Annotated in this window: 22 protein-coding genes; 15 read left to right on the forward strand and 7 right to left on the reverse strand. The window is 70.7% G+C overall.

Annotation, left to right across the window (positions count from 1 at the left end; genetic code table 11):
• Positions 1 to 81: 81 nt before the first annotated feature.
• From OHA25_RS33765 to OHA25_RS33775, 3 genes are read left to right on the forward strand one after another with little or no spacing between them, the layout of a single operon-like run.
• Entirely contained in the window at positions 82 to 681 is a 600-nt protein-coding gene (locus OHA25_RS33765) for a D-glycero-alpha-D-manno-heptose-1,7-bisphosphate 7-phosphatase (protein ID WP_327580963.1), read from the forward strand.
• Positions 678 to 1,598, forward strand: a complete 921-nt coding sequence (locus OHA25_RS33770) for a glycosyltransferase (RefSeq protein WP_327580964.1) — start codon at positions 678 to 680, stop codon at positions 1,596 to 1,598. The genes OHA25_RS33765 and OHA25_RS33770 overlap by 4 nt, the downstream gene beginning before the upstream one ends.
• Positions 1,599 to 1,637: 39 nt before the next feature.
• Entirely contained in the window at positions 1,638 to 1,913 is a 276-nt protein-coding gene (locus OHA25_RS33775) for a WhiB family transcriptional regulator (protein ID WP_442942219.1), read from the forward strand.
• On the opposite strand, the gene def is transcribed toward OHA25_RS33775, so the two are convergent.
• Positions 1,852 to 2,313 carry a peptide deformylase gene (gene def / locus OHA25_RS33780; RefSeq protein WP_305921426.1) on the reverse strand — a complete coding sequence of 154 codons (462 nt, stop codon included), beginning with the start codon at positions 2,311 to 2,313 and terminating at the stop codon, positions 1,852 to 1,854. The two genes, OHA25_RS33775 and def, sit on opposite strands and share 62 nt — an antisense overlap.
• Positions 2,314 to 2,562: 249 nt before the next feature.
• Here def and OHA25_RS33785 point away from each other — a divergent pair, with 249 nt between their 5' ends.
• On the forward strand, positions 2,563 to 3,729 hold the full coding sequence (locus OHA25_RS33785) for a uroporphyrinogen-III synthase (protein ID WP_327580965.1): 1,167 nt from the start codon (positions 2,563 to 2,565) through the stop codon (positions 3,727 to 3,729).
• The gene (locus OHA25_RS33790) at positions 3,729 to 4,442 is read left to right on the forward strand and encodes a sirohydrochlorin chelatase (RefSeq protein ID WP_327580966.1); all 714 of its coding nucleotides are present in this window, start codon (positions 3,729 to 3,731) and stop codon (positions 4,440 to 4,442) included. Before OHA25_RS33785 ends, OHA25_RS33790 begins: the two co-directional genes overlap by 1 nt.
• A gap of 39 nt (positions 4,443 to 4,481) precedes the next feature.
• On the opposite strand, the gene OHA25_RS33795 is transcribed toward OHA25_RS33790, so the two are convergent.
• The 3 genes from OHA25_RS33795 to OHA25_RS33805 all read right to left on the reverse strand — a co-directional run bounded on the left by OHA25_RS33795 (position 4,482) and on the right by OHA25_RS33805 (position 6,918).
• Complete coding sequence (locus OHA25_RS33795) at positions 4,482 to 4,982, reverse strand: hypothetical protein (protein ID WP_327580967.1); 501 nt, start codon at positions 4,980 to 4,982, stop codon at positions 4,482 to 4,484.
• A 278-nt stretch (positions 4,983 to 5,260) separates the two neighbouring features.
• Positions 5,261 to 6,115 carry a PAC2 family protein gene (locus OHA25_RS33800; RefSeq protein ID WP_305921430.1) on the reverse strand — a complete coding sequence of 285 codons (855 nt, stop codon included), beginning with the start codon at positions 6,113 to 6,115 and terminating at the stop codon, positions 5,261 to 5,263.
• 344 nt (positions 6,116 to 6,459) lie between these two features.
• Complete coding sequence (locus OHA25_RS33805) at positions 6,460 to 6,918, reverse strand: universal stress protein (RefSeq protein WP_442941928.1); 459 nt, start codon at positions 6,916 to 6,918, stop codon at positions 6,460 to 6,462.
• Between the two features lie 119 nt (positions 6,919 to 7,037).
• Between OHA25_RS33805 and metH the strand changes: the two genes are divergently transcribed.
• The 8 genes from metH (at position 7,038) to OHA25_RS33845 (ending at position 18,281) form a co-directional block, all read left to right on the forward strand.
• Complete coding sequence (metH, locus tag OHA25_RS33810) at positions 7,038 to 10,502, forward strand: methionine synthase (protein ID WP_327580968.1); 3,465 nt, start codon at positions 7,038 to 7,040, stop codon at positions 10,500 to 10,502.
• 291 nt (positions 10,503 to 10,793) lie between these two features.
• Positions 10,794 to 11,438, forward strand: a complete 645-nt coding sequence (locus tag OHA25_RS33815) for an HAD family hydrolase (protein ID WP_327580969.1) — start codon at positions 10,794 to 10,796, stop codon at positions 11,436 to 11,438.
• 112 nt (positions 11,439 to 11,550) lie between these two features.
• Positions 11,551 to 12,039 carry a cellulose synthase gene (locus tag OHA25_RS33820; protein ID WP_327591078.1) on the forward strand — a complete coding sequence of 163 codons (489 nt, stop codon included), beginning with the start codon at positions 11,551 to 11,553 and terminating at the stop codon, positions 12,037 to 12,039.
• A gap of 225 nt (positions 12,040 to 12,264) precedes the next feature.
• Entirely contained in the window at positions 12,265 to 13,257 is a 993-nt protein-coding gene (locus OHA25_RS33825; protein ID WP_327580970.1) for an ABC transporter permease, read from the forward strand.
• Between the two features lie 47 nt (positions 13,258 to 13,304).
• Positions 13,305 to 15,068, forward strand: coding sequence for an ABC transporter substrate-binding protein (locus OHA25_RS33830; RefSeq protein ID WP_327580971.1), 1,764 nt, complete (start codon positions 13,305 to 13,307; stop codon positions 15,066 to 15,068).
• Between the two features lie 87 nt (positions 15,069 to 15,155).
• Positions 15,156 to 16,169, forward strand: coding sequence for an ABC transporter permease (locus tag OHA25_RS33835; RefSeq protein ID WP_327580972.1), 1,014 nt, complete (start codon positions 15,156 to 15,158; stop codon positions 16,167 to 16,169).
• Positions 16,166 to 17,191 carry an ABC transporter ATP-binding protein gene (locus OHA25_RS33840; protein WP_327580973.1) on the forward strand — a complete coding sequence of 342 codons (1,026 nt, stop codon included), beginning with the start codon at positions 16,166 to 16,168 and terminating at the stop codon, positions 17,189 to 17,191. The genes OHA25_RS33835 and OHA25_RS33840 overlap by 4 nt, the downstream gene beginning before the upstream one ends.
• A gap of 67 nt (positions 17,192 to 17,258) precedes the next feature.
• A complete protein-coding gene (locus OHA25_RS33845; protein ID WP_327580974.1) occupies positions 17,259 to 18,281 on the forward strand; it encodes an ABC transporter ATP-binding protein in 1,023 nt (340 codons plus the stop codon).
• Between the two features lie 13 nt (positions 18,282 to 18,294).
• Here the strand turns inward: OHA25_RS33845 and OHA25_RS33850 are convergent, their stop codons facing one another.
• From OHA25_RS33850 to OHA25_RS33860, 3 genes are all read right to left on the reverse strand, one after another.
• Positions 18,295 to 18,978 carry a response regulator gene (locus OHA25_RS33850; protein WP_305921438.1) on the reverse strand — a complete coding sequence of 228 codons (684 nt, stop codon included), beginning with the start codon at positions 18,976 to 18,978 and terminating at the stop codon, positions 18,295 to 18,297.
• Positions 18,975 to 20,150: a sensor histidine kinase gene (locus OHA25_RS33855; protein WP_327580975.1), complete on the reverse strand. Its 1,176-nt coding sequence runs from the start codon at positions 20,148 to 20,150 to the stop codon at positions 18,975 to 18,977. Before OHA25_RS33855 ends, OHA25_RS33850 begins: the two co-directional genes overlap by 4 nt.
• Positions 20,151 to 20,780: 630 nt before the next feature.
• Entirely contained in the window at positions 20,781 to 21,641 is an 861-nt protein-coding gene (locus OHA25_RS33860) for a RecB family exonuclease (protein WP_327580976.1), read from the reverse strand.
• A gap of 156 nt (positions 21,642 to 21,797) precedes the next feature.
• On the opposite strand from OHA25_RS33860, the gene OHA25_RS33865 reads away from it, so the two are divergent.
• A complete protein-coding gene (locus tag OHA25_RS33865; RefSeq protein WP_327580977.1) occupies positions 21,798 to 22,934 on the forward strand; it encodes a site-2 protease family protein in 1,137 nt (378 codons plus the stop codon).
• Positions 22,935 to 23,288: 354 nt separating this feature from the next.
• Positions 23,289 to 24,803 carry an FHA domain-containing protein gene (locus OHA25_RS33870; RefSeq protein ID WP_327580978.1) on the forward strand — a complete coding sequence of 505 codons (1,515 nt, stop codon included), beginning with the start codon at positions 23,289 to 23,291 and terminating at the stop codon, positions 24,801 to 24,803.
• The last annotated feature ends 41 nt before the right edge of the window (positions 24,804 to 24,844 follow it).

The following is a 24,844-nucleotide window of genomic DNA, read 5'->3' on the forward strand; positions in this document are numbered from 1 at the left end:
CGCTCTGCGCTTTGTCACTGTAAGTAGTTGTTTGCCGGTTCGGTCCCCGGGTAGCTGCCCGGCATGCGACGGAGGTGAAAGGTGTTCGAAAAGCGACGTCCCGGCGCCGTGCTCTTCGATCGGGACGGGACCTTGATCAGGGACGTGCCCTACAACGGCGACCCGAGGCGGGTCGAGCCGATGCCGGGCGCGCTGGAGGCGCTGGGCCGGCTGCGGCGCGCCGAGGTGCCGGTGGCCGTGGTGACCAACCAGTCGGGCGTGGCCAAGGGCCTGGTCTCCCCGGACGAGATGGATCAGGTGAACGCGAGGGTGGAGGAGCTGCTCGGCCCGTTCGACGCGTGGGCGATCTGCGTCCACGACGACGCCGACGGCTGCACCTGCCGCAAACCCGCGCCCGGGCTCGTGATCAGGGCCGCCGCCGTGCTCGACGTCAGCCCCCGCGACTGCGTGGTGGTCGGCGACATCGGCAGGGACATGGAGGCCGCCAGGGCCGCCGGCGCCAGGGGCATCCTGGTCCCGACCGAGCAGACGCGGCCGGAGGAGATCGAGCAGGCCCCCGAGGTCGCCGACGACCTGACCGACGTCGTGGACCGTGTGCTCAGCGATGCCGAAGGCCCCGTGCCCGCCGGCGCCCGCGTCTCCGCGCCGTGGGCCCGCGCCATGGGCTGGAGCCGCTGGTGAGGATCCTCCTCTGGCACGTGCACGGCTCCTGGACGAGCGCCTTCATCCGCGGCAGGCACACGTACGTGCTGCCGCTCGTCCCCGATCGGGGTCCTGACGGACGGGGGCGGGCGGCCACCTACAACTGGCCGGACAGCGCCCGCGAGGTGCCGTGGGACCGGCTCCGCGACGAGCCTGTCGACGTGGCCGTCTACCAGCGGCCGCACGAGATCGACCTGGCCCGCGCATGGCTCGGCCGCGACGTGCCGGGAATCTACGTCGAGCACAACACGCCCAAGGGCGACGTGCCCGCCACCCGGCACCCGCTGGCCGGCCAGGCCGGCATCACGCTCGTCCACGTCACCCACTTCAACGACCTCTACTGGGACAGCGGCAAGGCGCGCACGCGCGTCATCGAGCACGGCGTCCCCGACCCCGGCCACCTCTACACGGGCGAGTTGCCCCGGGCCGGCGTCGTGGTCAACGAGCCGGTGCGCCGCACCCGGGTCGCCGGCACCGACCTGCTGCCGCGCTTCGCCGAGCGGGTCCCGCTCGACGTGTTCGGCATGAAGGTGAACGGGTTGCCGTACAGGGCCTACGAGGATCTGCCGCAGCACGTCATGCATGCCGAGCTGGCCAGGCGGCGGGTCTACCTGCACCCCTACCGGTGGACCTCCCTGGGGCTGGCCCTCATCGAGGCCATGACCCTGGGCATGCCGGTCGTCGCGGTGGCCGCCACCGAGGCCGTCGAAGCGGTGCCGGCGGAGGCCGGGGTGCTGTCCACGAAGGTCCACGTGCTGGCCGACGCCCTGCACGCCTTCGCCGCCGACCCCGAGAGCGCCGCGCAGGCCGGCAAGGCGGCGCGGGCCGCGGCGCTGGCCCGCTACGGGCTCGGCCGGTTCCTGTCCGACTGGGACCGGCTGCTCGGCGAGGTATGAGCGCCGGCGGCCTGGGTAGGCGCGAACGTCATGATGATGATGCTCGACTGGACACGCAGAGCCGCCTGCCTCGACCTGGACCCGGAATTGTTCTTCCCGATCTCCCTGGAGGGGCCGAGCCAGTCGCAGGTTGAGCGGGCCAAGTCGGTGTGCCACGGGTGCCCCGTGCGCGAGCCGTGCCTGGAGTACGCGCTGGCCACCCGGCAGGCGTACGGCGTCTGGGGTGGCACCGATCCGGAGCAGCGACGGGAGCTCAGCGTGGCAGGGCCGCCGCGAGAAAGCGTTCCCGCTCAGCCGCTTCGAGGTGGTCGCTGAACAACACGCCGTCCAGGTGGTCGGTCTCGTGCTGCAGCACTCGCGCCAGCACGCCGAGCGCCCGCACCGTCACGGGCTTGCCGAACATGTCGCGGCCCCGGGCGGTGACGAGATAGGAACGTTCCAGCGGCCACCACACACCGGGCGCGGACAGGCACGCCTCGTCGGCGACGATGCGCCGCTCCGACAGCTCCAGCCGCGGATTGACCAGATGGCCTGATCTGCCGTCGTAGCCGTAGACCAGCACCCGCACCGGCACCCCGATCTGCGGGGCCGCGAGCCCCGCGCGGCCGGCTTGCGCCCGCATCGTGGCGGTCAGCGACTTCACCAGCCGCCGCAGCTCCCGATCGAAGTCGTGGATCGGCTCCGCGACCGAGCGGAGCACAGGATCGTCGAACATGCGAATAGGCCGGACCGTCACCCGCCACTCCCCGATAAGCCGCGCCTTCAGGGTGAAGATTTCCCGTGATCGCCTCCGTCAATCGCGAATGCGCGGCCTTGTAGCACAGCGGTAACAAGAGAGACCCGTGGGCGAAACCACCCGAAAGCAGTATCGGAGGGTGATCTCACTTGCGTCACACGCGCGTGTGATGCCTGGCCGAGTGCTCGGGGCCCGGCCAGGCATCCTCGCATATCTGGAGGTAAAGGCATGAGTGCGCTCCCCCTGGAAGGCAGCGCCGCGCCGGAGACGGCGCCCGACGCGCTGTCGGGCTTCACGGTCGGCGTCACCGCGACCCGGCGGCGCGAGGAGTTCGGCGCCCTGCTGGAGCGGCGCGGCGCGCGGGTGGTCAGCGCCCCCGCGATCCGGCTGGTCCCCCTGGCGGAGGACACCGACCTGCTCGCCGCCACCAGACTCGCCCTCGAATCGCCGCTCGACGACGTCGTGGTCACCACGGGCGTGGGCTTTCGCGGCTGGATGGCCGCCGCCGAAGGCTGGGGGTTGTCGTCCGACCTGGGCGAGCACCTGGCCGGCGCCCGCCTGCTCACCCGCGGGCCCAAGGCCAGGGGAGCGGTGCGGGCCGCCGGGCTCAACGACCACTGGACCCCGGCCACCGAGTCCTGCGAGGAGGTCAAGCAGTATCTGCTCGACCAGGATCTGCGCGGCCGGCGCATCGCGGTGCAGCAGCACGGCGAGCCGCTCGACGACTTCGTGGCCGCGCTGCGCCAGGCCGGCGCCGAGGTGATCGAGATCCCGGTCTACCGGTGGCTGCCGTACCGCGACGTCTCGCCGCTGCGCCGCCTGATCAGCCAGACGATCTCCGGGTCGGTGGACGCGGTGGCCTTCACCAGCGCGCCCGCCGTACACGCCATGCTCGGCATGGCCCGGGCAGAGGGGCTGGAAGACGCGCTGCTCGCGGCGTTCGGCGGGCCCGTCGTGGCCGCCTGCGTGGGGCCCGTCACCGCGGGGCCGCTGACCGCGCGCGGCGTGCCGACCCTGCAGCCGGACCGCGCGCGGCTGGGCGCGCTGGCCCGCGCCCTGGCCAGGCACCTGCCCGAGCACGGCGTCACCAGGCTGGTCGCCGGCGACCACCATCTGGAGATCCGCGGCCACGCCGTGGTCGTGGACGGCGAGCTGCGGCCGCTGCCGCCCGCCCCGATGGCGGTGCTCAAGCGGCTGGCCGACAAGCCCGGGCATGTGGTCTCCCGCGCCGACCTGCGTACCGTGCTGCCGGGCAGCATCGCGCGCGACTCGGCTGAGCACGCCGTGGAGATGGCCATCACGCGGCTGCGCCGCGCGCTCGGCCCGAGCGGGATCGTCGAGACGGTGGTCAAGCGCGGCTACCGGCTCGCGTGCCAGTACGAGGCGGGGATGTGATGCCCACACTCGTCCTGGCCGCGCACGGGACCCGCAGCGCCGCGGGGGAGGAGACCCTGTCGGCCCTGACGCGGACCGTCGCCAGGGCCCGTCCAGGGCAGCGGGTCGAGCTCAGCTACCTCGAGATCAGCTCGCCCCTCCTCGCCGACGTCCTCGACGCCGCCCGCGGCCCGGTGGTGGTGGTCCCGCTGCTGCTGGCGGGCGGATACCACGTGCACATCGACCTGCCCGACGTCATCGCCGAGCACCGTCCCGACGCCGTGGTGGCCGGCTGGCTCGGCCCGCACCGGCTGCTGACGTCGGTGCTGGCCCGTAAGCTCGCCCGGGCCGGGCTGCGCTCCACGGACGCGGTCGTGCTCGGCGCGGCCGGCTCCTCCGACCCGGCCGCGCTCGCCGACGTGCGGGCCGCCGCGCACCAGCTCGCGCTACGCCTGGCCCGCCCGGTCACGGCGGCCTTCGCCTCGGCCGGCTCCCCATCGCTGGAGGAGGCCATGGAGCGGCTCGGCGCGACCCCGGCCGCCCGCGTGGCGATCGCCTCGTACGTGCTGGCGCCCGGCTTCTTCCACGACCGCCTGGCGGCGGCCGGCGCGGGGCTGGTGAGCGAGCCGCTGGGCGCCGACCCGGACGTGGCGGCCCTGATCTGGCACCGCTACGACGAAGCCCTGCGCGGCCGGCGCACCATGCCGCAGACCGCCCGGGCGTCACGGCGCTGAGAGCCCGGCGACCGCGGACCCTCCGCTGCCGCCGGGTCGTCAGGCGACCGTGGAACTGACGGGCTCCAGGCGCAGCTCCCGCACGATCTCGACCGCGCTCGCCTCGCGCGTCGGCCCCGCGTCGGCGCCGACGAACATCTCGATGTAGGCCCGGTGGAAGCAGCCCGCGATCAGCAGCCGGGCGCTGGCCTCCGGGTCGACGTCGGAACGCACCCGGCCCAGCCGCTGCTCGGCCGCCAGGTAGGCGGCCAGAGGCGCGGTTTCCGTGCGGGGGCCGAGCCCGTTGTCGCGGATGGCCTGGCGGAAGCGGACGGTCACGTTCGGCGAGGTGAAGGCGGGGAGCGCCGCGCTCTGTACGTCGATGTAGTAGTCAATGCCCGCCTGGGCAACAGGAAGGAGATTGTCTGCTACGCACCCTTTTCCGATGCGGTCGGAGACGGCATGGAGAATGCTGAGCCAGAGCGGAAGCCGGTCCTGCAGCAGGGCGAGGAAGTGATCCACGGAGCCGCCGGGCCGGTCGTCCCTGAGGGAGACGGCCATCTCCAGGACGCGCCGCCGGGTGTCCTGACTTCTTTGATGCGGATCTACATGGGAAGTCGCCATGGCGTGCCTAACTGCGCGGTGAGTGGGTAGGCATCACGGCGCGAAACCGAGGTTTCGCGATTTATCGGGTGGGTGGCCTTAAATCTGGGATCCCAACTTCATGCAATCTTGTGGTCCCCGATTATTACCCGAAAGCGCGAAAAATTGTCGGTTTTAATCCCTGAGGGTTAGCTGTCAGTGTCGCGGCTGGTGAGGCTCTCGTGGTCGCGGTGACGTCAGCCGTCGGTGCCGCTGTCCCGCCGGCGCAGGTAACGCTCGAACTCGGCCGCGATCGCGTCCCCACTGGCCTCGGGCAGCTCGGCGGCGTCCTTGCGCTCCTCCAGCTCCTTGACGTATTCGGCCACTTCGGTGTCCTGCGAGGCCAGCTCGTCGACGCCGTGCTCCCACGCGCGGGCCTCCTCGTCGAGGTCGCCGAGCGGCATCGGGATCTCCAGCACGTCCTCCAGCCTGCGCAGCAACGCCAGCGTCGCCTTCGGGTTGGGTGGCTGGGCCACGTAGTGCGGCACCGACGCCCACAGCGAGATCGCGTCCAGGCCCGCCTGGCCGAACTCGTGCTGCAGCACCCCCACGATGCCCGTCGGGCCCTCGTAGCGGCTCAGCTCCAGGTTGGTGGAGCGGGCCAGCGTCTCGTCCGTCGCGCCGCCCAGGATGGGCACGGGACGGGTGTGCGGAGAGTCGTTGAGGAGCGCGCCCAGCATGACGGCCAGCTCCACGCCCAGCTCGCGGCAGACCTCGATGATGTCGGCGCAGAACGAGCGCCAGCGCATGTTGGGCTCGATGCCGCGCAGCAGCACGATGTCGCGCTCCACGCCCTCCGGCCTGGCGCGCAGCAGCCGTGTCGTCGGCCACACGATCGACTGGGTCAGCCCGTCGTTCATCTCGACGACGGGCCGCGTCACCTGGAAGTCGTAGTAGTCGTCCGGGTCGAGCGCGATGAGCGGCTCGGCCTTCCAGGCGGACTCGAGATGGGCGATCACACCGCTGGAGGCCTCGCCCGCGTCGTTCCACCCCTCGAACGCGGCAATGAGCACCGGGTCGACGAGCTCGGGGAGCCCTTCAAGCTCTATCACGTGTCGCCTCCTCCCGCTGTTGTCGATGGTCGCGACCGCTTCGGCGCTCGTTGGCCCGTTCCTCGCTCTCTCGCGCCGAGCTCCTTCGCTCCATTGTCCCGCTAAGCCTATGCGGTAAGGAGGCATCGGCGTCACCGATCTCCTTGCGAACGCCCGGCCACCCCGCACCGCCCCTCCGGGCCGTCTCCGGCCGCCAGGCCCGCGACGCGGCCCTCCGGCGCCCCACACGAGCGCGAACGTGTTCGCGCTCGGCGCAGCCCCGTGCTCGGACGTTCTTGCGCTCTGTACGGCTTTGCGCTCGGCGCGGACTCGCCTCGCGTTCGGGGCGGACCCGCTCCAGCCGGTCAGCGCTTGCCGTCGGTGGTGTGCACGATCAGCACATCGCAGGAGGCGCGGTGGGACACGCCCGAGGGCACGGACCCGAGCAGCCGGCCGGCCAGGCTGTTGAGCCCGCGGTTGCCGACCACGATCAGGTCGGCGCGGTGCCTGGCGGCCAGCGAGACCAGCACGTCCACGGCGTCGCCCTGCTCGGCGGCGAGGACCACGCCGGCGGCGCCCGCCGCGACGGCGTGCTCGCGCGCCGCCCGCAGCGCGTCGTCGGCCGGTGTGGATCCGCTCACCTTGTACGCCAGCTCGCCGAGCCGGTCGGCGGCCGCCGCGCGCTCGCTCTCCCGCATGGGCAGATACGCGCAGGCCAGGACGAGAGTGGCGCCGGTCGCCGCGGCCAGGGACGCCGCCGCGGACACGGCGCGGAAGGACGAGGCGGAGCCGTCGGTGCCGACGAGTACGGTGCGGTAGGCCATGATGACCCCTATTGGACGCTGCGTTCAATGACCAGTCGGCAGCCTAACGCCTCGCCCGAAAGCGATCTCTCGAGCCCGGCTCGAACAGCCCTCGAAGCGCAGCCGATAAGCTCTACCCCATGAGCATTTCGCCGTCCTTCCGAGAAGTGTTGTCCCAGCGCGTGATCGTCGCCGACGGCGCGATGGGCACGATGCTCCAGGCCCAGGACCCGACCCTCGACGACTTCCACGGTCACGAGGGCTGCAACGAGGTGCTCAATGTCACCCGCCCCGACATCGTGCGCGGCGTCCACGACGCTTACTTCGCCGTCGGCGTCGACTGCGTGGAGACCAACACCTTCGGCGCCAACCTCGCCGCACTGGGCGAATACGACATCTCCGAGCGGGTCTTCGAATTCTCCGAGGCGGGTGCCAGGATCGCCCGCGAGTCCGCCGACCACTGGTCCACGCCGGACCAGCCGCGTTTCGTGCTCGGCTCGATGGGCCCGGGCACCAAGCTGCCCACGCTGGGCCATCTGCCCTACGCCAGCCTGCGCGACGCGTACCGGGACAACGCGGCCGGCCTGATCGCGGGTGGCGCCGACGCGCTGATCATCGAGACCTGCCAGGACCTGCTCCAGGTCAAGGCCGCCGTCATCGGCGCCAAGCGGGCCGCCGAGGCCTCCGGCCGGGACATCCCGATCATCGCCCAGGTCACGATCGAGACCAACGGCGCGATGCTGCTCGGCTCCGAGATCGGCGCCGCGCTGACCGCGATCGAGCCGCTCGGCGTCGACATCATCGGGCTCAACTGCGCGACCGGCCCCGCCGAGATGAGCGAGCACCTGCGTTATCTCGCCCGCCACTCCCGGCTCAAGCTCAGCTGCATGCCCAACGCGGGCCTGCCGGTGCTGACCTCCGACGGCGCCTACTACCCGCTGACGGCGCAGGAGCTGGCCGACGCGCACGGCACGTTCACCCGTGACTACGGCCTGTCCCTGGTCGGCGGCTGCTGCGGCACCACCCCCGAGCATCTGCGCCAGGTCGTCGAGCGGGTCCGCGGCCAGGAGGTGGCGCCGCGCCGGCCGCACCCCGAGCCGGGCGCGTCCTCGCTCTACCAGACCGTGCCGTTCCGGCAGGACACCTCCTACCTGGCCATCGGCGAGCGCTGCAACACCAACGGCTCCAAGGCCTTCCGCGAGGCCATGCTGGCGGGCCGCTGGGACGACTGCGTGGAGACGGCCCGCGACCAGGCCCGCGACGGCGCCCACATGCTCGACCTGTGCGTCGACTACGTTGGCCGCGACGGCGTGAGCGACATGAAGGAGCTGGCCTTCCGCTTCGCCACCGCCTCCACCCTGCCGATCATGCTCGACTCGACCGAGCCGGCGGTGCTGCAGGCCGGGCTGGAGATGCTCGGCGGCCGCGCCGCCGTCAACTCCGTCAACTACGAGGACGGCGACGGCCCCGACTCCCGCTTCCAGAAGATCATGCGTCTGGTGCGCGAGCACGGCTCGGCCGTGGTCGCGCTGACCATCGACGAGGAGGGCCAGGCCCGCACCGCGGACTGGAAGGTGCGCGTCGCCACCCGCCTCATCGAGGACCTGACCGGCAACTGGGGCATGCGGGTCGAGGACATCATCGTCGACTGCCTCACCTTCCCCATCGCCACCGGTCAGGAGGAGACCAGGCGCGACGGCCTGGAGACCATCGAGGCCATCCGCGAGCTCAAGCGCCGCTACCCGGGCGTGCAGACCACGCTGGGCCTGTCCAACATCAGCTTCGGGCTCAACCCGGCCGCCCGCATGGTGCTCAACTCGGTGTTCCTCAACGAGTGCGTCAACGCCGGGCTCGACTCGGCCATCGTGCACGCCTCCAAGATCCTGCCGATGGCGCGCATCCCCGACGAGCAGCGCCAGGTCGCGCTCGACATGGTCTACGACCGCCGCCGCGACGGCTACGACCCGCTGCAGCGGTTCATGGACCTGTTCGAGGGCGTCGACGCCGCCGCCATGCGCGCCGGCAAGGCCGAGGAGCTGGCCGCGCTGCCGCTGTGGGAGCGGCTCAAGCGGCGCATCATCGACGGGGAGCGCAAGGGCCTGGAGGCCGACCTCGACACCGCGCTCGACCAGCGGCCCGCCCTGGAGATCATCAACGAGGTGCTGCTCGACGGCATGAAGACGGTCGGCGAGCTGTTCGGCTCCGGGCAGATGCAGCTGCCGTTCGTGCTGCAGTCGGCCGAGGTCATGAAGGCCGCCGTCGCCTACCTCGAGCCCCACATGGAGCGCGTCGAGGGCGAGACGAAGGGCCGTATCGTGCTGGCCACCGTCAAGGGCGACGTACACGACATCGGCAAAAACCTCGTCGACATCATCCTGTCCAACAACGGCTACCAGGTCGTCAACCTCGGCATCAAGCAGCCGGTGTCGGCCATCCTGGAGGCCGCCGACGAGCAGAAGGCCGACGTCATCGGCATGTCGGGCCTGCTGGTCAAGTCGACGGTCATCATGAAGGAAAACCTGGAGGAGATGAACTCCAGGGGCCTGTCGCAGAAATACCCCGTGCTGCTCGGCGGCGCCGCCCTGACCCGCGCCTACGTCGAGCAGGACCTCGCCGGGCTGTTCGAGGGCGAGGTGCGCTACGCCCGCGACGCGTTCGAAGGGCTGCGGCTCATGGACGCGTTCATGGCCGTCAAGCGCGGCGTGGCCGGGGCGACCCTGCCGCCGCTGCGCGAGCGGCGCGTCAAAACCGGCGCCGTGCTCACCCGCACCCCGGTCGAGGAGCTGCCCGCCCGCTCCGACGTGGCCGTCGACAACCCCGTGCCGGCGCCACCCTTCTCCGGGGACCGCATCGTCAAGGGCATCTCGCTGACCGACTACTCCGCCTTCCTTGACGAGCGGGCGCTGTTCCTCGGCCAGTGGGGGCTCAAGCCCACCAGGGGCGGCGACGGGCCCGGCTACGAGGAGCTGGTCGAGACCGAGGGCCGGCCGCGGCTGCGCATGTGGCTGGAGCGCATCCAGACCGAGGGCCTGCTGGAGGCGGCCGTCGTCTACGGGCACTTCCCGTGCGTCAGCGACGGCGACTCGCTGATCGTCCTCGACGAGGACGGCGGCGAGCGCACCCGCTTCACCTTCCCCCGCCAGCGCCGTGACCGCCACCTGTGCCTGTCGGACTTCTTCCGGCCCAAGGACTCCGGCGAGGTCGACGTGGTCGGCCTCCAGGTCGTCACCATGGGCTCGAAGATCGCCGAGGCCACGTCCGAGCTGTTCGCCAAGGACGCCTACCGCGACTACCTGGAGCTGCACGGCCTGTCGGTGCAGCTCACCGAGGCCCTGGCCGAATACTGGCACGCCCGGGTCCGCTCGGAGTGGGGCATCGGGGGCGAGGAGTCGCTGGACGACATGCTCAAGGTCAACATCCAGGGGTGCCGCTACTCCTTCGGCTACCCGGCGTGCCCCAACCTCGAGGATCAGGTGCAGCTGTTCCAGCTGCTCGACCCCGAGCGCATCGGCGTCACGCTGTCGGAGGAGTTCCAGCTCCACCCCGAGCAGGCCACCTCCGCGCTGGTCGCGCACCATCCCGAGGCCAAATACTTCAACGTCTGACCCGCCCCGGCCGCTCTGCCGCCCCGCCCGCTCTGCCGCCCCGCCCGCTCTGCCGCCCCGCCCGCTCTGCCGCCCCGCCCGCTCTGCCGCCCCGCCCGCGTCGCCGGGCGGCGGTCGTGCCGTCGGCAGGGCCGCTGCTGATCGGGCGTCCGGGCAGTCGCCGTCCCCGCTCCTCGGCATGCCGCAGGAGGCCCGTTCACGGAGGCGGCGGTCGTTCTTCCGCCACCCGGCCGGACGCGTTCACCCGGCGAGCGCGACAATGGCGTGCACGTACCTACGGATCGGGGGCACATGGAAGCCGTCTTCTTCGACATGGACGGGCTGCTGGTCGACAGCGAGCGGGTGTGGCTGGAGATCGAGACCGAGGTGATGGGCCGGCTCGGCGGGCAGTGGACGCCCGAGCATCAGGCGCACCTGGTCGGCGGGTCCATGGAGCGGACGGTCGGCTACATGCTGGCCGTGTCCGGCTCCGAGGTGGCGGGTGACATCGTGCGGCAGTGGATGCTCGACGGCATGGTGGCGCGCCTGTCGGCGGGCGTATCGGTGATGCCGGGCGCCTCCGAACTGCTCGACGCCGTCCGGGCCGGGGGAGTCCCCGTGGGGCTCGTCACGTCCTCGCTGAAGGAGATCGCCGACGCGGTGCTCAAGAGCGTCGGCAGAGACCGCTTCGACGTCGTGGTCACCGCCGACGACGTCTCCCGCACCAAGCCGGACCCGGAGCCGTACCTGACGGCCGCGAGCATGCTCGGCGTGGAGCCGGTCCGTTGTGTCGTCCTGGAGGACTCGCCGAACGGCGTGGCCGCGGCCACGGCGGCCGGTTGCGCCGTCGTGGCGGTCCCCAGCCTCCTGCCCATCGAGCCGGCGCCCGGCCGGCTCGTGGTCTCCTCCCTGCAAGAGGTCGCGGTCGCCGACCTCAGGGCACTCCTGACGTTCTGAGGGCTCGTCCCCTAAGGGAAAAGTGGTTCTCGCGGAGGAGGCGACCGGGCGTTCGCGTGCCAGGATGGAGTTACGAGCCACACATTGAGGGGGCGGGACTATGCCTGTGGACATGTTCAACCAGCTTGCTTCGCTTTGGCTGCCGTTGTGTGCCGGTGCGACGGTCGCCGGGCTGGTGTTCAGCTTCCTGGCGTTCCGCCGCAGGGGTGCGGCTTCGGGGATGCGGGTGGCCGCATGGGCGCTGTTGCCCATGGCGGCCTATCTGACCGGCGCGTTGCAGGCGCTGTGGACCGTCGGCACGACCCTGGTGGGGTTCGTGACCGGGCTGGTGCTCAACCCGCTGGTCTGGGCCGGCGTGGCGGTCACGGGGCTGTCGGTGGTGCTGTTCGTCGTGTCCGGGGTCCTGCGTGGCAGGAGGCTGGCCGCGGGCAGGAAGAAGTCCGCTTCTGACACTCCGGCGCAACAGTCCGTTAAGCCTTCAGCGAACAAGTCGGCCGCCGCACCCAAGCCTCAGCCCGCCGTGGGCGCCCCGAAGCCGGCCAAGAGCGACGACGACTTTTCGGACATCGAGGAACTTCTCAAACGCCGTGGTATCGGCTGAATCCGGCTTGTGTCACAGTTCTGAGACTGAAACGGGACGTGCCCCAGACATACCGTTCAAGATCGATACGAATGAGTTTCGCATCAATCACAGATTAGCCACATAGCAGCCCGAGGGACTGGTCACAGCAGCTCAGGCCATAGATTCTGCCTCCTGAGGTCGCGACTCGCGGTCTAAAGTCATCTCTAATAGACAGCGTCGTCTAGATGCAGGGGGCAATTTCGCATGACCGCGCCGCTCGACGTTTCCGGTTCCGCGGCGGAGGCGCATCCGGAGTCGGTGCTCGCGGGAGCGGGCAAGGCCATCCAGGGCCGGTCACTCACCGGGATCGCCTGGATGCGGTTGAGGCGGGACAAGGTCGCGCTCGCCGGCGGAATCTTCGTCGTCTTCCTGATCCTGGTGTCCGTTTTCGCCTCGCCGATCATCGCCGCCTTCGGGCACCCGCCGCTGGAGTTCCACCAGGACGCGATCGACCAGAGCACGCTCCTGCCCAAGGGAAACTTCGGTGGCGTGAGCAGTGAATACCTGCTCGGCGTCGAGCCGGTCAACGGCCGCGACATCTTCAGCCGCATCGTGGCCGGCGCGGGGATCTCGCTGCTCATCGGCTTCCTCGCGACCCTGGTGTCGGTGCTCATCGGCACGGTCCTGGGCGTCCTGGCGGGCTACTTCGGCGGATGGGTCGACCAGGTGATCGGCCGGATCATGGACGTCTTCCTCGCCTTCCCGCTGCTGGTCTTCGCGATCGCGCTCGCCGGCGTCGTCCCCGACAAGGGGTTCGGCCTGGAGGGCAACGGACTGCGCGTGGCGATGCTCGTCTTCATCATCGGGTTCTTCAGCTGGCCCAGCATCGGCCGCATCGTACGCGGGCAGACCCTGTCACTGCGGGAGCGGGAGTTCGTCGACGCCGCGCGCAGCCTCGGGGCACGCCACGGCTACATCCTGTTCCGCGAGGTCCTGCCCAACCTGATGGCGCCGATCCTGGTCTACGCGACCCTGCTCATTCCGACCAACATCCTGTTCGAGGCCGCGCTCTCGTTCTTGGGAGTCGGCATCAACCCGCCCACTCCGACGTGGGGCGGCATGCTCTCGGAGGCGGTGCGTTTCTACACACTCCCGCACTTCGTGCTCTTCCCGGGCTTGGCGATCTTCGTTACCGTCCTGGCGTTCAACCTGTTCGGCGACGGGCTGAGGGACGCCTTCGACCCGCGCGCGCATTGACCTTCGCCTACGCTCCATCCCCCATCTCACTAACAAGGGGTTAGTCAATGAGAAGGAAATCCGCACTGGCGGCGGCCGCGACAGCGGCGCTCGCCTTGGTGCTCTCCGCCTGTGGCGGAGGTGGCGGCCAGCAGCAGCCGGCCCAGACGGCCACCGCCGGCGGCGCCGCGCAACCCGCGGCGAACGTGGCGCTGACCCAGGTGTTCAACGCTTCCACCAAGAAGGGAGGCACGCTCAAGGCCGCGCACTCCTCCGACTGGGACAGCCTTGACCCGGCCGACACCTATTACGGCTACTCCTTCAACTTCGGCCGCCTCTACTGGCGGACGCTGACGATGTACAAGCCGGGACCGGGGCCTGAGGGCGCCACCGTGGTGCCCGACCTGGCCGAGGGTCTCGGCCAGCCGAGCGCCGACGGCAAGACCTGGACGTACAAGATCAAGAGTGGTCTGAAGTACGAGGACGGCACGCCGATCACCGCCCAGGACGTGGCGTACGCGGTGGCCAGGTCGTTCGACAAGGAGACCTTCACGCACGGCCCCTCCTACCTCAATGAGCTGCTGGCCTGGCCGAAGGACTTCAAGGGCGTCTACAAGACCCCCGATGTCGACTACAAGTCGGCCGTCGAGGCGACGGACGACACCACGGTCGTCTTCCACCTGACCAAGCCGTTCGCGTCGATGGACTACATCGTCCAGATGCCGATGACGGCCCCGGTGCCCAAGGCCAAGGACACCGGCGCGAAGTACCGCGAGCACGTGATCTCCTCCGGTCCGTACAAGTTCGAGAGCGTCCAGGCCGGCAAGAGCCTGGCGCTGGTGCGCAACGACCAGTGGAACGCGGCGACCGACCCCCACCGTCCGGCGCTGCCCGACCGCATCGAGGTCCAGCTCAACGTCAACGCCGACGACCTGGACAACCAGCTCATGTCCGGCAACATCCACCTGGACGTCCCGGGCACCGGCCTGCAGCCCGCCGCGCTGGGCAAGGTCCTGCCCGACCCGGCGATGAAGGCCCGTACGGACAACCCGGTCCTGCAGCGTCTGTGGTTCGTGTCGGTCATCCCCGACACCAAGCCGCTGGACAACCTCGACTGCCGCAAGGCCGTCATGTGGGCCGCGGACCGCGTCGCCAACCAGACCGCCTTCGGCGGCCCCGTCGCCGGTGGCGACATCGCCACGAACGTCATGCCGCCGCCCATCAAGGGCCAGCAGAAGTTCGACCTGTACCAGACGCCGGAGAACAAGGGCGACGTCACCAAGGCCAAGGAGGCCCTGACGGCCTGCGGCCAGCCCAACGGCTTCTCCACGACCATGTCCTTCCGCTCCGACCGGCCGCGTGAGAAGGCGCTGGCCGAGGCGATGCAGCAGGCGCTGGACAAGGTCGGCATCAAGCTCACGCTCAAGGGCTTCCCGTCCTCCAGCTACTTCTCCGACTACGCGGGTAACGTCGAGTACGTCAAGAAGAACGGCATCGGCCTGGCCGCCCACGGCTGGGGCTCGGACTGGCCCGACGGCTACGGCTTCCTGCAGGCCATCGTCGACAGCCGCACCATCCGCCCGGCCGGCAACTACAACCTCAGCGTCAAGAACCCTGAGGTGGACAAGCTGATCGACCAGGCCGCGTCCGAGCTGGACGCCACGGCCCGCGAGAAGCTCTGGGTCGACGTGGACAAGAAGGTCATGGAGGACGCCTCCATCCTTCCCGTGGTCTGGGCCAAGGCTCTGCTCCTGCGCGGCCAGAACGTGACGAACGTCGCCTACAACGAGGGCCAGCAGGGCTACGACTACATCATGATGGGCGTCCAGTGACCTGGCGCGCTTCGGGGATCTAGTAAAGGCAGGTGAAGGCGGGAGCGGCCTGGCCCGGCGACGGGCCGGGCCGCTCGGCCGGTAGCGGTGCTCACATATATCATCAGACGTCTGATCGGCGCAGTCGCGATGCTCATCGTGATCAGCATGGTCACGTTCGGCATCTTCTACATCGTGCCGCAGTGGGCCGGGGCCACCCCCGAGGCCCTCGCCTCACGGTACGTGGGCCGCGCGGCCACACCGGAGACGGTGCACCTGGTCGCCCAGAAGCTGGGCTTCTACGATCCGGTGGTCGTGCAGTACGGCCGGTTCCTCAAGAGCCTCATCTTCGGCGCCGAATACGACTACGGCGCGGGGGTCGAGCAGTGTCCCGCACCGTGCTTCGGCTACTCCTTCATCACCGGCCAGCCCGTCTGGCCGGACCTGCTCGACCGCCTCCCGGTGACCATCTCCCTGGCCATCGGCGCCGCCCTCATCTGGGTGGCGGTCGGCATCGGCGTGGGCGTGCTGTCCGCGCTGCGCCGCGGCAGCTTCTTCGACCGGCTGTCGATGGGCACCGCGCTGGCCGGCGTGTCGCTGCCGATCTTCTTCACCGGCATGATCACCCTGGTCTTCTTCAGCTACGGCCTGGGCTGGACCGCGCCCGGCGGCGCGTACGTCCCCTTCACCCAGAACCCGGCGCTGTGGGCCTACGACCTGCTGCTGCCGTGGATCACGCTGGCGTTCCTGTTCGCGGCCGGCTACGCCAGGCTCACCCGGGCGGGGATGCTCGAGACCATGGGGGAGGACTACATCCGCACCGCCCGCGCCAAGGGCCTGCGCGAGCGGGAGGTCATCGTCAAGCACGGCCTGCGCGCCGCGCTGACGCCCATCCTCACGCTCTTCGGCATCGACTTCGGCCTGCTCATCGGCGGCGCCGTACTCACCGAGACCACCTATACTCTGCCCGGGCTCGGCCAGTACGCCATCCTGGCGATCAAGAACCAGGACCTGCCGCAGGTCATGGGCGTGGTCCTCATGGCCGCGTTGTTCGTCGTGATCGCGAGCCTGGTCGTCGACATGCTCTACGCCGTGGTCGACCCGAGGGTGAGGTTGTCGTGAGCTTCCTTGACGTCAAGGACCTGAAGATCCACTTCCCGACCGACGACGGTCTGGTCAAGTCCGTCGACGGGCTGTCGTTCGGCGTCGAGCGCGGCAAGACCCTCGGCATCGTCGGCGAGTCCGGCTCCGGCAAGAGCGTGACCAGCCTCGGCGTGCTCGGCCTGCACAAGGGCGGCCGCGCAAGGATCTCCGGCGAGATCTGGCTCGACGGCGAGGAGCTCATCGGCGCCTCCGCCGAGCACGTGCGCACCCTGCGCGGCAAGAAGATGGCGATGATCTTCCAGGATCCGCTGTCGTCGATGCACCCCTTCTACACGGTCGGCCACCAGATCATCGAGGCCTACCGCATCCACCACAAGGTCACCAAGCAGGTCGCCCGCAAGCACGCCATCGACATGCTCGGCCGCGTCGGCATCCCCGAGCCGGCCAGGCGCGTCGACGCCTACCCGCACGAGTTCTCCGGCGGCATGCGACAGCGCGCCATGATCGCGATGGCGCTGTCGTGCGACCCCGAGCTGCTCATCGCCGACGAGCCGACCACCGCGCTCGACGTGACCGTCCAGGCGCAGATCCTCGACCTCATGGTCGACCTGCAGCGCGAGTTCAACTCCGCGCTCATCGTCATCACCCACGACCTGGGCGTGGTGGCGCAGGTGTCCGACGACATCCTCGTCATGTACGGCGGCAAGTGCGTCGAATACGGCTCCGCCGACGACATCTTCTACCGCCCCGAGCACCCCTACACCTGGGGCCTGCTGGGCTCCATGCCCCGCCTCGACCGCGAGCCCACCGAACGGCTGCTGCCGATCAAGGGCTCCCCGCCGTCCCTGATCAACGTGCCGCCCGGCTGCGCCTTCCACCCTCGCTGCCCGTACGCCGAGCGCACCGACGGCAAGGCGGACACCGAAGTGCCCGCGCTGGCCGAAACCGAAGGCGGCCACCTGGTGCGCTGCCACATGAGCAGGACCGAACGGCGGAGCCTGTGGGAGACCGAGATCAAGCCAGTGCTGGAGACCCAGTGAGCGAGCGTAGCGAGCGAACAATGAGACACAGCCGAATTTCGCTTATGCGGCCGACGAAGGAGGCCGCATGAGCGAAACTGAGCTGCTTCTTTCCGTGCAGAACATGGAGAAGCACTTCCCCGTGACGAAGGGCCTGCTCAAAAGGCAGGTCGGCGCGGTCAAAGCGGTCGACGGGATCAGCTTCGACGTGTTCAAGGGCGAGACGCTCGGCCTGGTGGGCGAGTCCGGCTGCGGCAAGTCCACGACGGGCCGGCTGGTCACCCGTCTGCTCGAGCCCACCGCCGGCAAGGTCGTCTTCGAGGGCCAGGACATCACGCACATGGGCCAGGGCAGGCTCCGCCCGCTCCGGCGCGACATGCAGATGATCTTCCAGGACCCCTACTCGTCGCTCAACCCCCGCCACACGGTCGGCGCCATCGTCGGCGCCCCGTTCCGCATCCAGGGCGTCAAGACCGAGCACGGCATCAAGAAGGCCGTCCAGGACATCCTGGAGCTCGTCGGGCTCAACCCCGAGCACTACAACCGCTACCCGCACGAGTTTTCCGGCGGCCAGCGGCAGCGCATCGGCATCGCCCGCACGCTCGCGCTCAAGCCCAAGCTCATCATCGCCGACGAGCCGGTCTCGGCGCTCGACGTGTCCATCCAGGCGCAGGTCGTCAACCTGCTGGAGGACCTGCAGAACGAGCTCGACCTCACCTACGTCGTGATCGCCCACGACCTGTCGGTAGTGCGCCACATCAGCGACCGCGTCGCTGTCATGTACCTGGGCAAGATCGTCGAGATCGCCGAGCGCAAGCAGCTCTACAGCGCGCCGATGCACCCGTACACGAACGCGCTGCTGTCGGCCGTGCCCGTGCCCGACCCGAAGGCCCGCAAGGAACGCGAGCGCATCCGGCTCGCCGGAGACGTGCCCAGCCCGCTCAACCCGCCGCCCGCCTGCCGCTTCCACACCCGCTGCTGGAAGGCGCAGGAGGTCTGCCGGACGGTCGAGCCGCCGCTGGAGGAGCTGGCCAGCGGCCACCGCGTCGCCTGCCACTTCCCGGAGAACGCCCCGGAGATCGCCGCGAAGGAGAGCCCGGCCGCGAAGTGAACCCGGCTGGGGCTCAGGACAACGCGCCCGGGGTGATCAGCCCCGTCTCGTAGGCCAGCACCACGGCCTGCACGCGGTCCCGCAGTCCCAGCTTGGTCAGCACGTTGCCGACGTGCGTCTTGACCGTCGTCTCGCTCACCACGAGCTTGGCGGCGATCTCCGCGTTGGACATGCCCTTGGCGATGAGCCGCAGCACCTCCAGCTCCCGCTCGGTCAGCCGGTCCAGCCGCGCCGGCGTGGCCTGCTCGTACGCCGACGGCAGCCTTGAGGCGAACCGGTCCAGCAACCGCCTGGTCACGCTCGGCGCCACGATCGCGTCCCCGGCCGCCACCACCCGGATCGCCTGCACCAGCTCATCGGGCGGCACATCCTTCAGCAGAAACCCGGACGCGCCCGAACGCAGCGCCTCCACGATGTATTCGTCCAGGTCGAACGTCGTCAGCACCAGCACCTTCGGCACGTGAGCCGACGGCGCCGCCTCCCTGACGATCCTGCGGGTCGCCTCGATGCCGTCGACCCCCGGCATCCGGATGTCCATGAGCACCACGTCGGGCAGCAGCGCCCGCGTCTGCTCCATCGCGACCTTGCCGTCCCCGGCCTGGCCCACCACCGTGATGTCGGACTCGGCCTCCAGGATCAGGCGGAATCCCGTGCGCAGCAGCGGCTGATCGTCCACCAGCAGCACTCTGATCGTCATTGTCCGTCCTTCAACGGGAACCTCGCCCGCACCTCGAAACCGCCCCCCGGCAACGGACCGATGTTCAGGATTCCACCATAGAGTGCCACCCGTTCGCGAATGCCGACCAAGCCATGCCCTGACCGCATGGGCAGATCCGGCCCGCCGTTTCCGTCGTCCTCCACCCGTACGTCCAGCTCGCGCGGTTTGTGCTGGACGGTCACCACCGCCTTCGCCCCGGCCCCGGCGTGCCGCAGGCTGTTGGTCAGCCCCTCCTGGACCAGCCGGTACGCGGCCAGGTCCACCCCTGCGGGCAGCGGCCGCGGCTCGCCCTCCACCTGGAGCCGGGCCGGCAGCCCCGCTTCCCGCATCTGCTCCACCAGCGCCGGCAGATCGTGCACGCCCGGCTGCGGACCCAGCTCGGCGCGGGCGTCGGTCCGCAGCACGCCCACGATGTTGCGCATCTCCGCCATCGCCATCCGGCCCGTCTGCTCGATCGCCGACAGCGCCTCGCCCGCCAGCTCCTGATCGGAGGCCAGCACCCGGCGGGCCGCCGCCGCCTGCACGATCATCACACTGACGTGGTGGGCGACCACGTCGTGCAGCTCGCGGGCGATCCTGGAGCGCTCCTCGGCGCGCGCGGCCCGCGTGTCGGCCTCATGCGCCCGCTCCAGCCTGGCCGACCGGTCCTTCAGCTCCTCCAGGTACGCCCGGCGCAACCGCAGGCTGCGGCCCGCGCCCCACACCGCGCCCAGCACCACCAGGACCATCACGTGGTCGGTCCAGCTCGTCGCGCTGACCGGGCCCGCCGCCGCCCCGAAGGCGTAGGCCGCCAGCGTTGCCCCCAGCCCGCCCAGCGCCATCGCCAGACCCCGATGCGAGGCCACCGAGTACAGCAGCACCAGCCCGGGCAGGCCCGGCACGCCGTTGCCGTATCCGGACGCCGTCACCACGGCCTCCGGCGCCAGGCCCGCGCACAGCGCCGCCAGCGGCCACCGCCGGCGGGCCGCCACCGGCACGCACGCGAGCACCACCAGCGCCGTCCCGAGCGCGTCCGGCGGGCGCAGGCCCCCCACCGGCAGGCCGTCGGCCGCGAGCCGGTCGGGGTCGTAGAGCAGGAACAACACGACCGACGCGACGGCCACCACCCCGGCGAGGACCGTGTCGTGGAGCCTGGTTCGGTCGATACGCACCGCTTCACTGTAAGACCAGGTGAGAGCCCACAACCTCCTCCCTTGGGAGGATTACCCGCCCACACCCGCTCGCCGCCGCCGATCAGCGCCGCCACGCTGACTCACCAGCCACCCCGCCGTGTCTGGCACTGCGCCCGGCCGTGTCCGGCACGCCACCCGGCTGCACCAGGCACCCGCACGTCATGGCATCCGCTCCCTGGCCGGAGAGCATCCCCCACGCGCCGGAAGCCGGCGCGGGGGCCATGCGGGTGCGCGACTTGGGGGTGTCCGATCCCGTGCACGCGCCCGACGCCGCGGGAGACACCGCGTCAACGTCCGGCCCGGCTGCGCCGTGGAGGCAGCAACCTGGGAAGCTCGGCTTCGCCGGCTGCACCGTGCACGCCTGCGGCCAACCTGGGATGCTGGGCTGCGCCACCGGCACCGTGCATGCCTGCAGCCACCTGGAATGGCCATTGGGCCGGCTGCACCTGGACGCCAGCGGCCACCTGGGATGCCAGGTTGCGCCGTCGGCACCGTGTACGCCTGCCGCCACCTGGGACGCTGAGCTGCGCTACCCGCGCCGTGCACGCCTGCGGCCACAGGCGATGTGCCGCCGGTCCGGCCGCGCACGGCCGGACCGCTGGGCGGCCGTTACAGCTCGTCGGTGGCCGAGCGGCGGTTGCTGCGGACCGTGTCGCCGGGCCGGCGGTCGGGGACCGGGGGAGGGGTGCCGCCGAACTCCGGGCACAGCGCCTGATGGTCGCACCAGTCGCACAGCCGGCTGCGCCGGGCCCGCCACTCGCCGGTCTCCATCGACCGCTCGATCGCCGCCCACAACGCCATCACCTTGCGCTCGGTGGCCAGCAGGTCGGCCTCGTCCGGCGCGTACCTCAGCACCTCGCCGGCTCCGCCCAGGTAGACCAGCTGCAGCAGCCGCGGCACCTGCCCCCGCAGCCGCCACAGCACCAGGGCGTAGAACTTCATCTGGAACAGTGCCTTGGCCTCGAAGTCCGGCCCCGGCGCGCTGCCCGTCTTGTAGTCGACCACCCGGACCTCGCCGGTCGGCGCCACGTCGAGCCGGTCGACGTAGCCGCGCAGCATCAGCCCGCCGTCCAGGACCGCCTCGACGTAGAGCTCGCGCTCGGCCGGCTCGAGCCGCGTCGGGTCCTCCAGCGTGAAGTAGCGCTCCAGCATGCCCCGCGCCTGCGTCAGCCACTCGGCCTGCTCGGCGTCGTCGGCGAACATCTCCGCGAACTGCGGGTCCCCCGCCAGCAGCTGCGCCCACTGCGGCTCCAGGAGCTCCACCGCCGCCTGCACCGAACGGCGCGGCGCCGGCAGGTCGTAGAGCCGCTCCAGGACCGCGTGGACCACCGTGCCGCGCACCGCCGCCTGCGAGGGTCTCTCCGGCAGCTGGTCGATCACCCGGAAGCGGTAGAGCAGGGGGCAGGTCATGAAATCGCCCGCCCGGGACGGGGAGAGAGCTCCGATGATCACCGGCTCGGTCAACGTCATGCACCGCACTCTAGGTCAAGACCCCGACAGAATAGGTCCCCGCGAAACGAGGTTCACGTGCCGCGGCGCGTAGCATCAAGGGCAGCGACACCATGTATCGGCGGGAGGACCGCGCCCCTGACGGGCCCCCGGCGACAAGGACGTACAAGGAGTGCGGTGAGCGAGCAAAGCCCGCGGCAGGAGTTCTCCGGCCTTCGGATGGGCAAACCGTTCGGGATTCCCGTCTACGTCTCATGGACGTGGTTCCTCGTGGCGGCCTTCATCACGGTGATGTTCGGGCCGCAGATGCAGCAGATGCTGCCCGAGCTCGACAGCGCCGCGGCATACGCGGTGGCGTTCGTGTTCGCGGTGCTGCTGTACGTCTCGGTGCTGCTGCACGAGCTCGCGCACAGCGTCCTGGCCAAGTGGTACGGCCTGCCGGTGCGCAGGATCACCCTCTATCTCCTCGGCGGCGTGTCGGAGATCGAGAAGGAGCCGCCGACGCCGGGCAAGGAGTTCGCGATCGCCGCGGCCGGCCCGGCGCTCTCCCTCGGGTTGGCCGGGGTGGGCGTGGCCGCCGACATCTTCATGATCAACAGCGGCGGCATCGTCGAGGCGCTGACCTGGCAGCTGTGGGTCGCCAACCTCATCGTCGGCGTGTTCAACCTGCTGCCCGGCCTGCCCCTCGATGGCGGCAGGATGCTGCGCGCCGGCGTGTGGAAGCTGACCAGGAACCCCGGCTCCGGCACCATCGTCGCCGCCTGGGGCGGGCGGGTGCTGGCCGTGGTGCTGGTGGGGTTCGCGCTGGCGACCACCCTGACGGGCGACCGGGAGGCCGACTTCACCAACCTCGTGTGGCCGCTGGTGCTGGCCTCGTTCATCTGGATGGGAGCGACGCAGTCGCTGCGCGTGGCCAAGATCAGGGCCAGGATCCCGCAGGTCAACGCCCGCGCACTGGCCCGCAGAGCGATCCCGGTGACGGCGGAGACGCCGCTGTCCGAGGCCCTGCGGCAGGCCGCCGAGCAGCGGGCGGGCGCCCTCGTCGTGGTCGACCACGACGGCACGCCCCTGGCGATCGTGAACGAGGCCGCCGTGCAGGCCACCCCTGAGCACCGCCGCCCCTGGGTGAACGTCGCCTCCCTCGCCAAGTCCCTCGACCCCACCATGGTGCTCGACGCCGGCCTGACCGGGGAGCCGCTCATCGACGCCATGCGGGAGGCCCCCGGCAGCGAGTATCTGCTCGTCGAGCCCGGCGGCGCAGTCTACGGCGTGCTGGCCACAGCCGATGTGAACCGGGTTTTCACCGGCGTCTGATTTGTCCCACTCGTTTAAGCGGCGGCCCCCGGATAGGGTCGTGTCCAGCAGTTTCGGGCGGGCCGCTTCTGACTCCGGCGATTTCTGCGATGCGATGACTGGCCGATAGTGTTCGGTTTGGCCAAACTTGCACAGTTAAGGGGTTTGTTGCGGTCCACCGGTTCACCGAATCGAGACGACGGGGGCAGCGACACGCCCTCGCCGTCTGGGTATGCGTATGGCTGGTGGGGCCACCGCAAGCCAGCACAGCAGTGCGGGTGCCGTGACATCGCCGGCTTCCGGGGAGGAGAGTTGAGTGACCGAGCGAAGCGAGGGCACCAATGAGCGCAGCACGGTCGTCATGAAGGAGGACGCATGACCGACCAAGGTTTCGGAACGGTGCGTCCGCTTCCTGGAAATGGACTGGTCGCCTACGTGGGCGGGCTGCTGCTGGTGTGCGACCCGGATGAGGCCACCGCCGACGGCCTGCTCGAGGCGCTGCGCGAGACGGCCGCCTCGGGCGGGGACGGCAGGGCGCTGGCCCGCCGCGCCGCGCAGGTCCTGGCGGCCAACATGGCCGGCGACCCGGCCACGTGCGCCGTCGCGGGCGTCGTGAGCGGCGGCGTGGCCGTGCTGGTCAGCGGCGCGGCGTCGGCCACCATCGGCACCTCGTCGGGCGAGACGCGGCTGGCCGGCAGCGACTCCCTGACCTGGGCCGACCGGCTCGTCACCGGCACCGTCGAACACGTCGAGCTGAGCATGCCCGGCGCCGGCAGCCCTCACCCCGCCGTGCGTTTCGAGGGCGGCGTGGTTCACGGCGGCGGCCTCATCGGCGACCTCACCGACCAGCCGTTCGCGCCCGCCCCGTCCAGGCCGCTGACCAGCGAGATGCCCGCCACGGCCTTCCACCTCGAGGCCGACCTGATCCAGCCGCCCGCACAGCAGCAGGTCGAGCGGCCTCCCTACCCGCTGGCCGACCAGCCGCCGGTCCTGCAAGGGCCGCCCTCGGGCCCGCAGCCCGCGCCGCCGGCCGCGGAGCAGCCGCCGCCTTACCAGCCGCCGCAGGACCAGCCCCAGCCGCCGTACATCCCGCACCAGGAGCAGTCTCCCTTCCAGGGGCCGCAAGAGCAGCCGCCCTACCACCAACCACAAGAGCAGCCCCCCTACCAGCAGGAGCAGCCGCCGCCTTACCAGCCGCAGGACCAGCCGCCGCCCCTGCCGGAGCCGCAGCAGCAGTTCCCGTCCTACGACGAGCCGCCGCCCTCCGGCAACGGCGCCGGCGAGCCGCAGGTCCCGCAGCACATGGGCCCGCCGGAGCACTTCGACCAGCACGCGCCGCCCCTGCTCGGCCCGCCCGACCACTTCGACCATCCGGGGCCGCCGCCTCAGGAGCAGCAGCAGTCCGAGCACGGCGACCGCCCGCTCGTCTACGGCGTCGACTGCAAGAACGACCACTTCAACGACCCCCGCGTGCCCTACTGCGCCGTCTGCGGCATCGCCTTGGTCCAGCGCACGCTCGTCCCCTACAAGGGTCCGCGCCCCTCGCTGGGCGTCCTCATCCTGGACGACGGGACCGCGCTGCCGCTGGAGAGCGACTACCTGCTCGGGCGCGACCCCGAGCGGGCGCCCGAGGTGGCCGGAGGCACCGCCAGGCCCGCCAAGGTGACCAGCCCGGACGGGTCGGTGTCGCGGCGGCACCTGCGAGTGGCGCTGGACGGCTGGGACGTCAACCTGGTGGACCTCGGCTCCGTCAACGGCACCCAGATCCAGCCGCCCGGCGACCCCAACTTCTACGACATCCCGCCGAACGAGCCCGTCACCATCGCACCGGGGACCACGGTCCGCGTGGGCGTCTCCCGCACGCTCCGCTTCGAGGCGCACCGAGGGTAGGACGGCCCGTCATACCGACCGCGTCCCCGGGCCCTGTGGGT

Source organism: Nonomuraea sp. NBC_00507 (assembly GCF_036013525.1).
Lineage (GTDB): Bacteria > Actinomycetota > Actinomycetes > Streptosporangiales > Streptosporangiaceae > Nonomuraea.

Excerpts from the sequence above, each read along its gene's own strand:
- OHA25_RS33775 (WP_442942219.1), top strand. The coding sequence starts at position 1,638 with ATGCTCGACTGGACACGCAGAGCCGCCTGCCTCGACCTGGACCCGGAA.
- def (WP_305921426.1), bottom strand. The coding sequence starts at position 2,313 with ATGTTCGACGATCCTGTGCTCCGCTCGGTCGCGGAGCCGATCCACGAC.
- OHA25_RS33785 (WP_327580965.1), top strand. The coding sequence starts at position 2,563 with ATGAGTGCGCTCCCCCTGGAAGGCAGCGCCGCGCCGGAGACGGCGCCC.
- OHA25_RS33790 (WP_327580966.1), top strand. The coding sequence starts at position 3,729 with ATGCCCACACTCGTCCTGGCCGCGCACGGGACCCGCAGCGCCGCGGGG.
- OHA25_RS33795 (WP_327580967.1), bottom strand. The coding sequence starts at position 4,982 with ATGGCCGTCTCCCTCAGGGACGACCGGCCCGGCGGCTCCGTGGATCAC.
- OHA25_RS33805 (WP_442941928.1), bottom strand. The coding sequence starts at position 6,918 with ATGGCCTACCGCACCGTACTCGTCGGCACCGACGGCTCCGCCTCGTCC.
- metH (WP_327580968.1), top strand. The coding sequence starts at position 7,038 with ATGAGCATTTCGCCGTCCTTCCGAGAAGTGTTGTCCCAGCGCGTGATC.
- OHA25_RS33815 (WP_327580969.1), top strand. The coding sequence starts at position 10,794 with ATGGAAGCCGTCTTCTTCGACATGGACGGGCTGCTGGTCGACAGCGAG.
- OHA25_RS33820 (WP_327591078.1), top strand. The coding sequence starts at position 11,551 with ATGTTCAACCAGCTTGCTTCGCTTTGGCTGCCGTTGTGTGCCGGTGCG.
- OHA25_RS33825 (WP_327580970.1), top strand. The coding sequence starts at position 12,265 with ATGACCGCGCCGCTCGACGTTTCCGGTTCCGCGGCGGAGGCGCATCCG.
- OHA25_RS33830 (WP_327580971.1), top strand. The coding sequence starts at position 13,305 with ATGAGAAGGAAATCCGCACTGGCGGCGGCCGCGACAGCGGCGCTCGCC.
- OHA25_RS33845 (WP_327580974.1), top strand. The coding sequence starts at position 17,259 with ATGAGCGAAACTGAGCTGCTTCTTTCCGTGCAGAACATGGAGAAGCAC.
- OHA25_RS33850 (WP_305921438.1), bottom strand. The coding sequence starts at position 18,978 with ATGACGATCAGAGTGCTGCTGGTGGACGATCAGCCGCTGCTGCGCACG.
- OHA25_RS33860 (WP_327580976.1), bottom strand. The coding sequence starts at position 21,641 with ATGACGTTGACCGAGCCGGTGATCATCGGAGCTCTCTCCCCGTCCCGG.
- OHA25_RS33870 (WP_327580978.1), top strand. The coding sequence starts at position 23,289 with ATGACCGACCAAGGTTTCGGAACGGTGCGTCCGCTTCCTGGAAATGGA.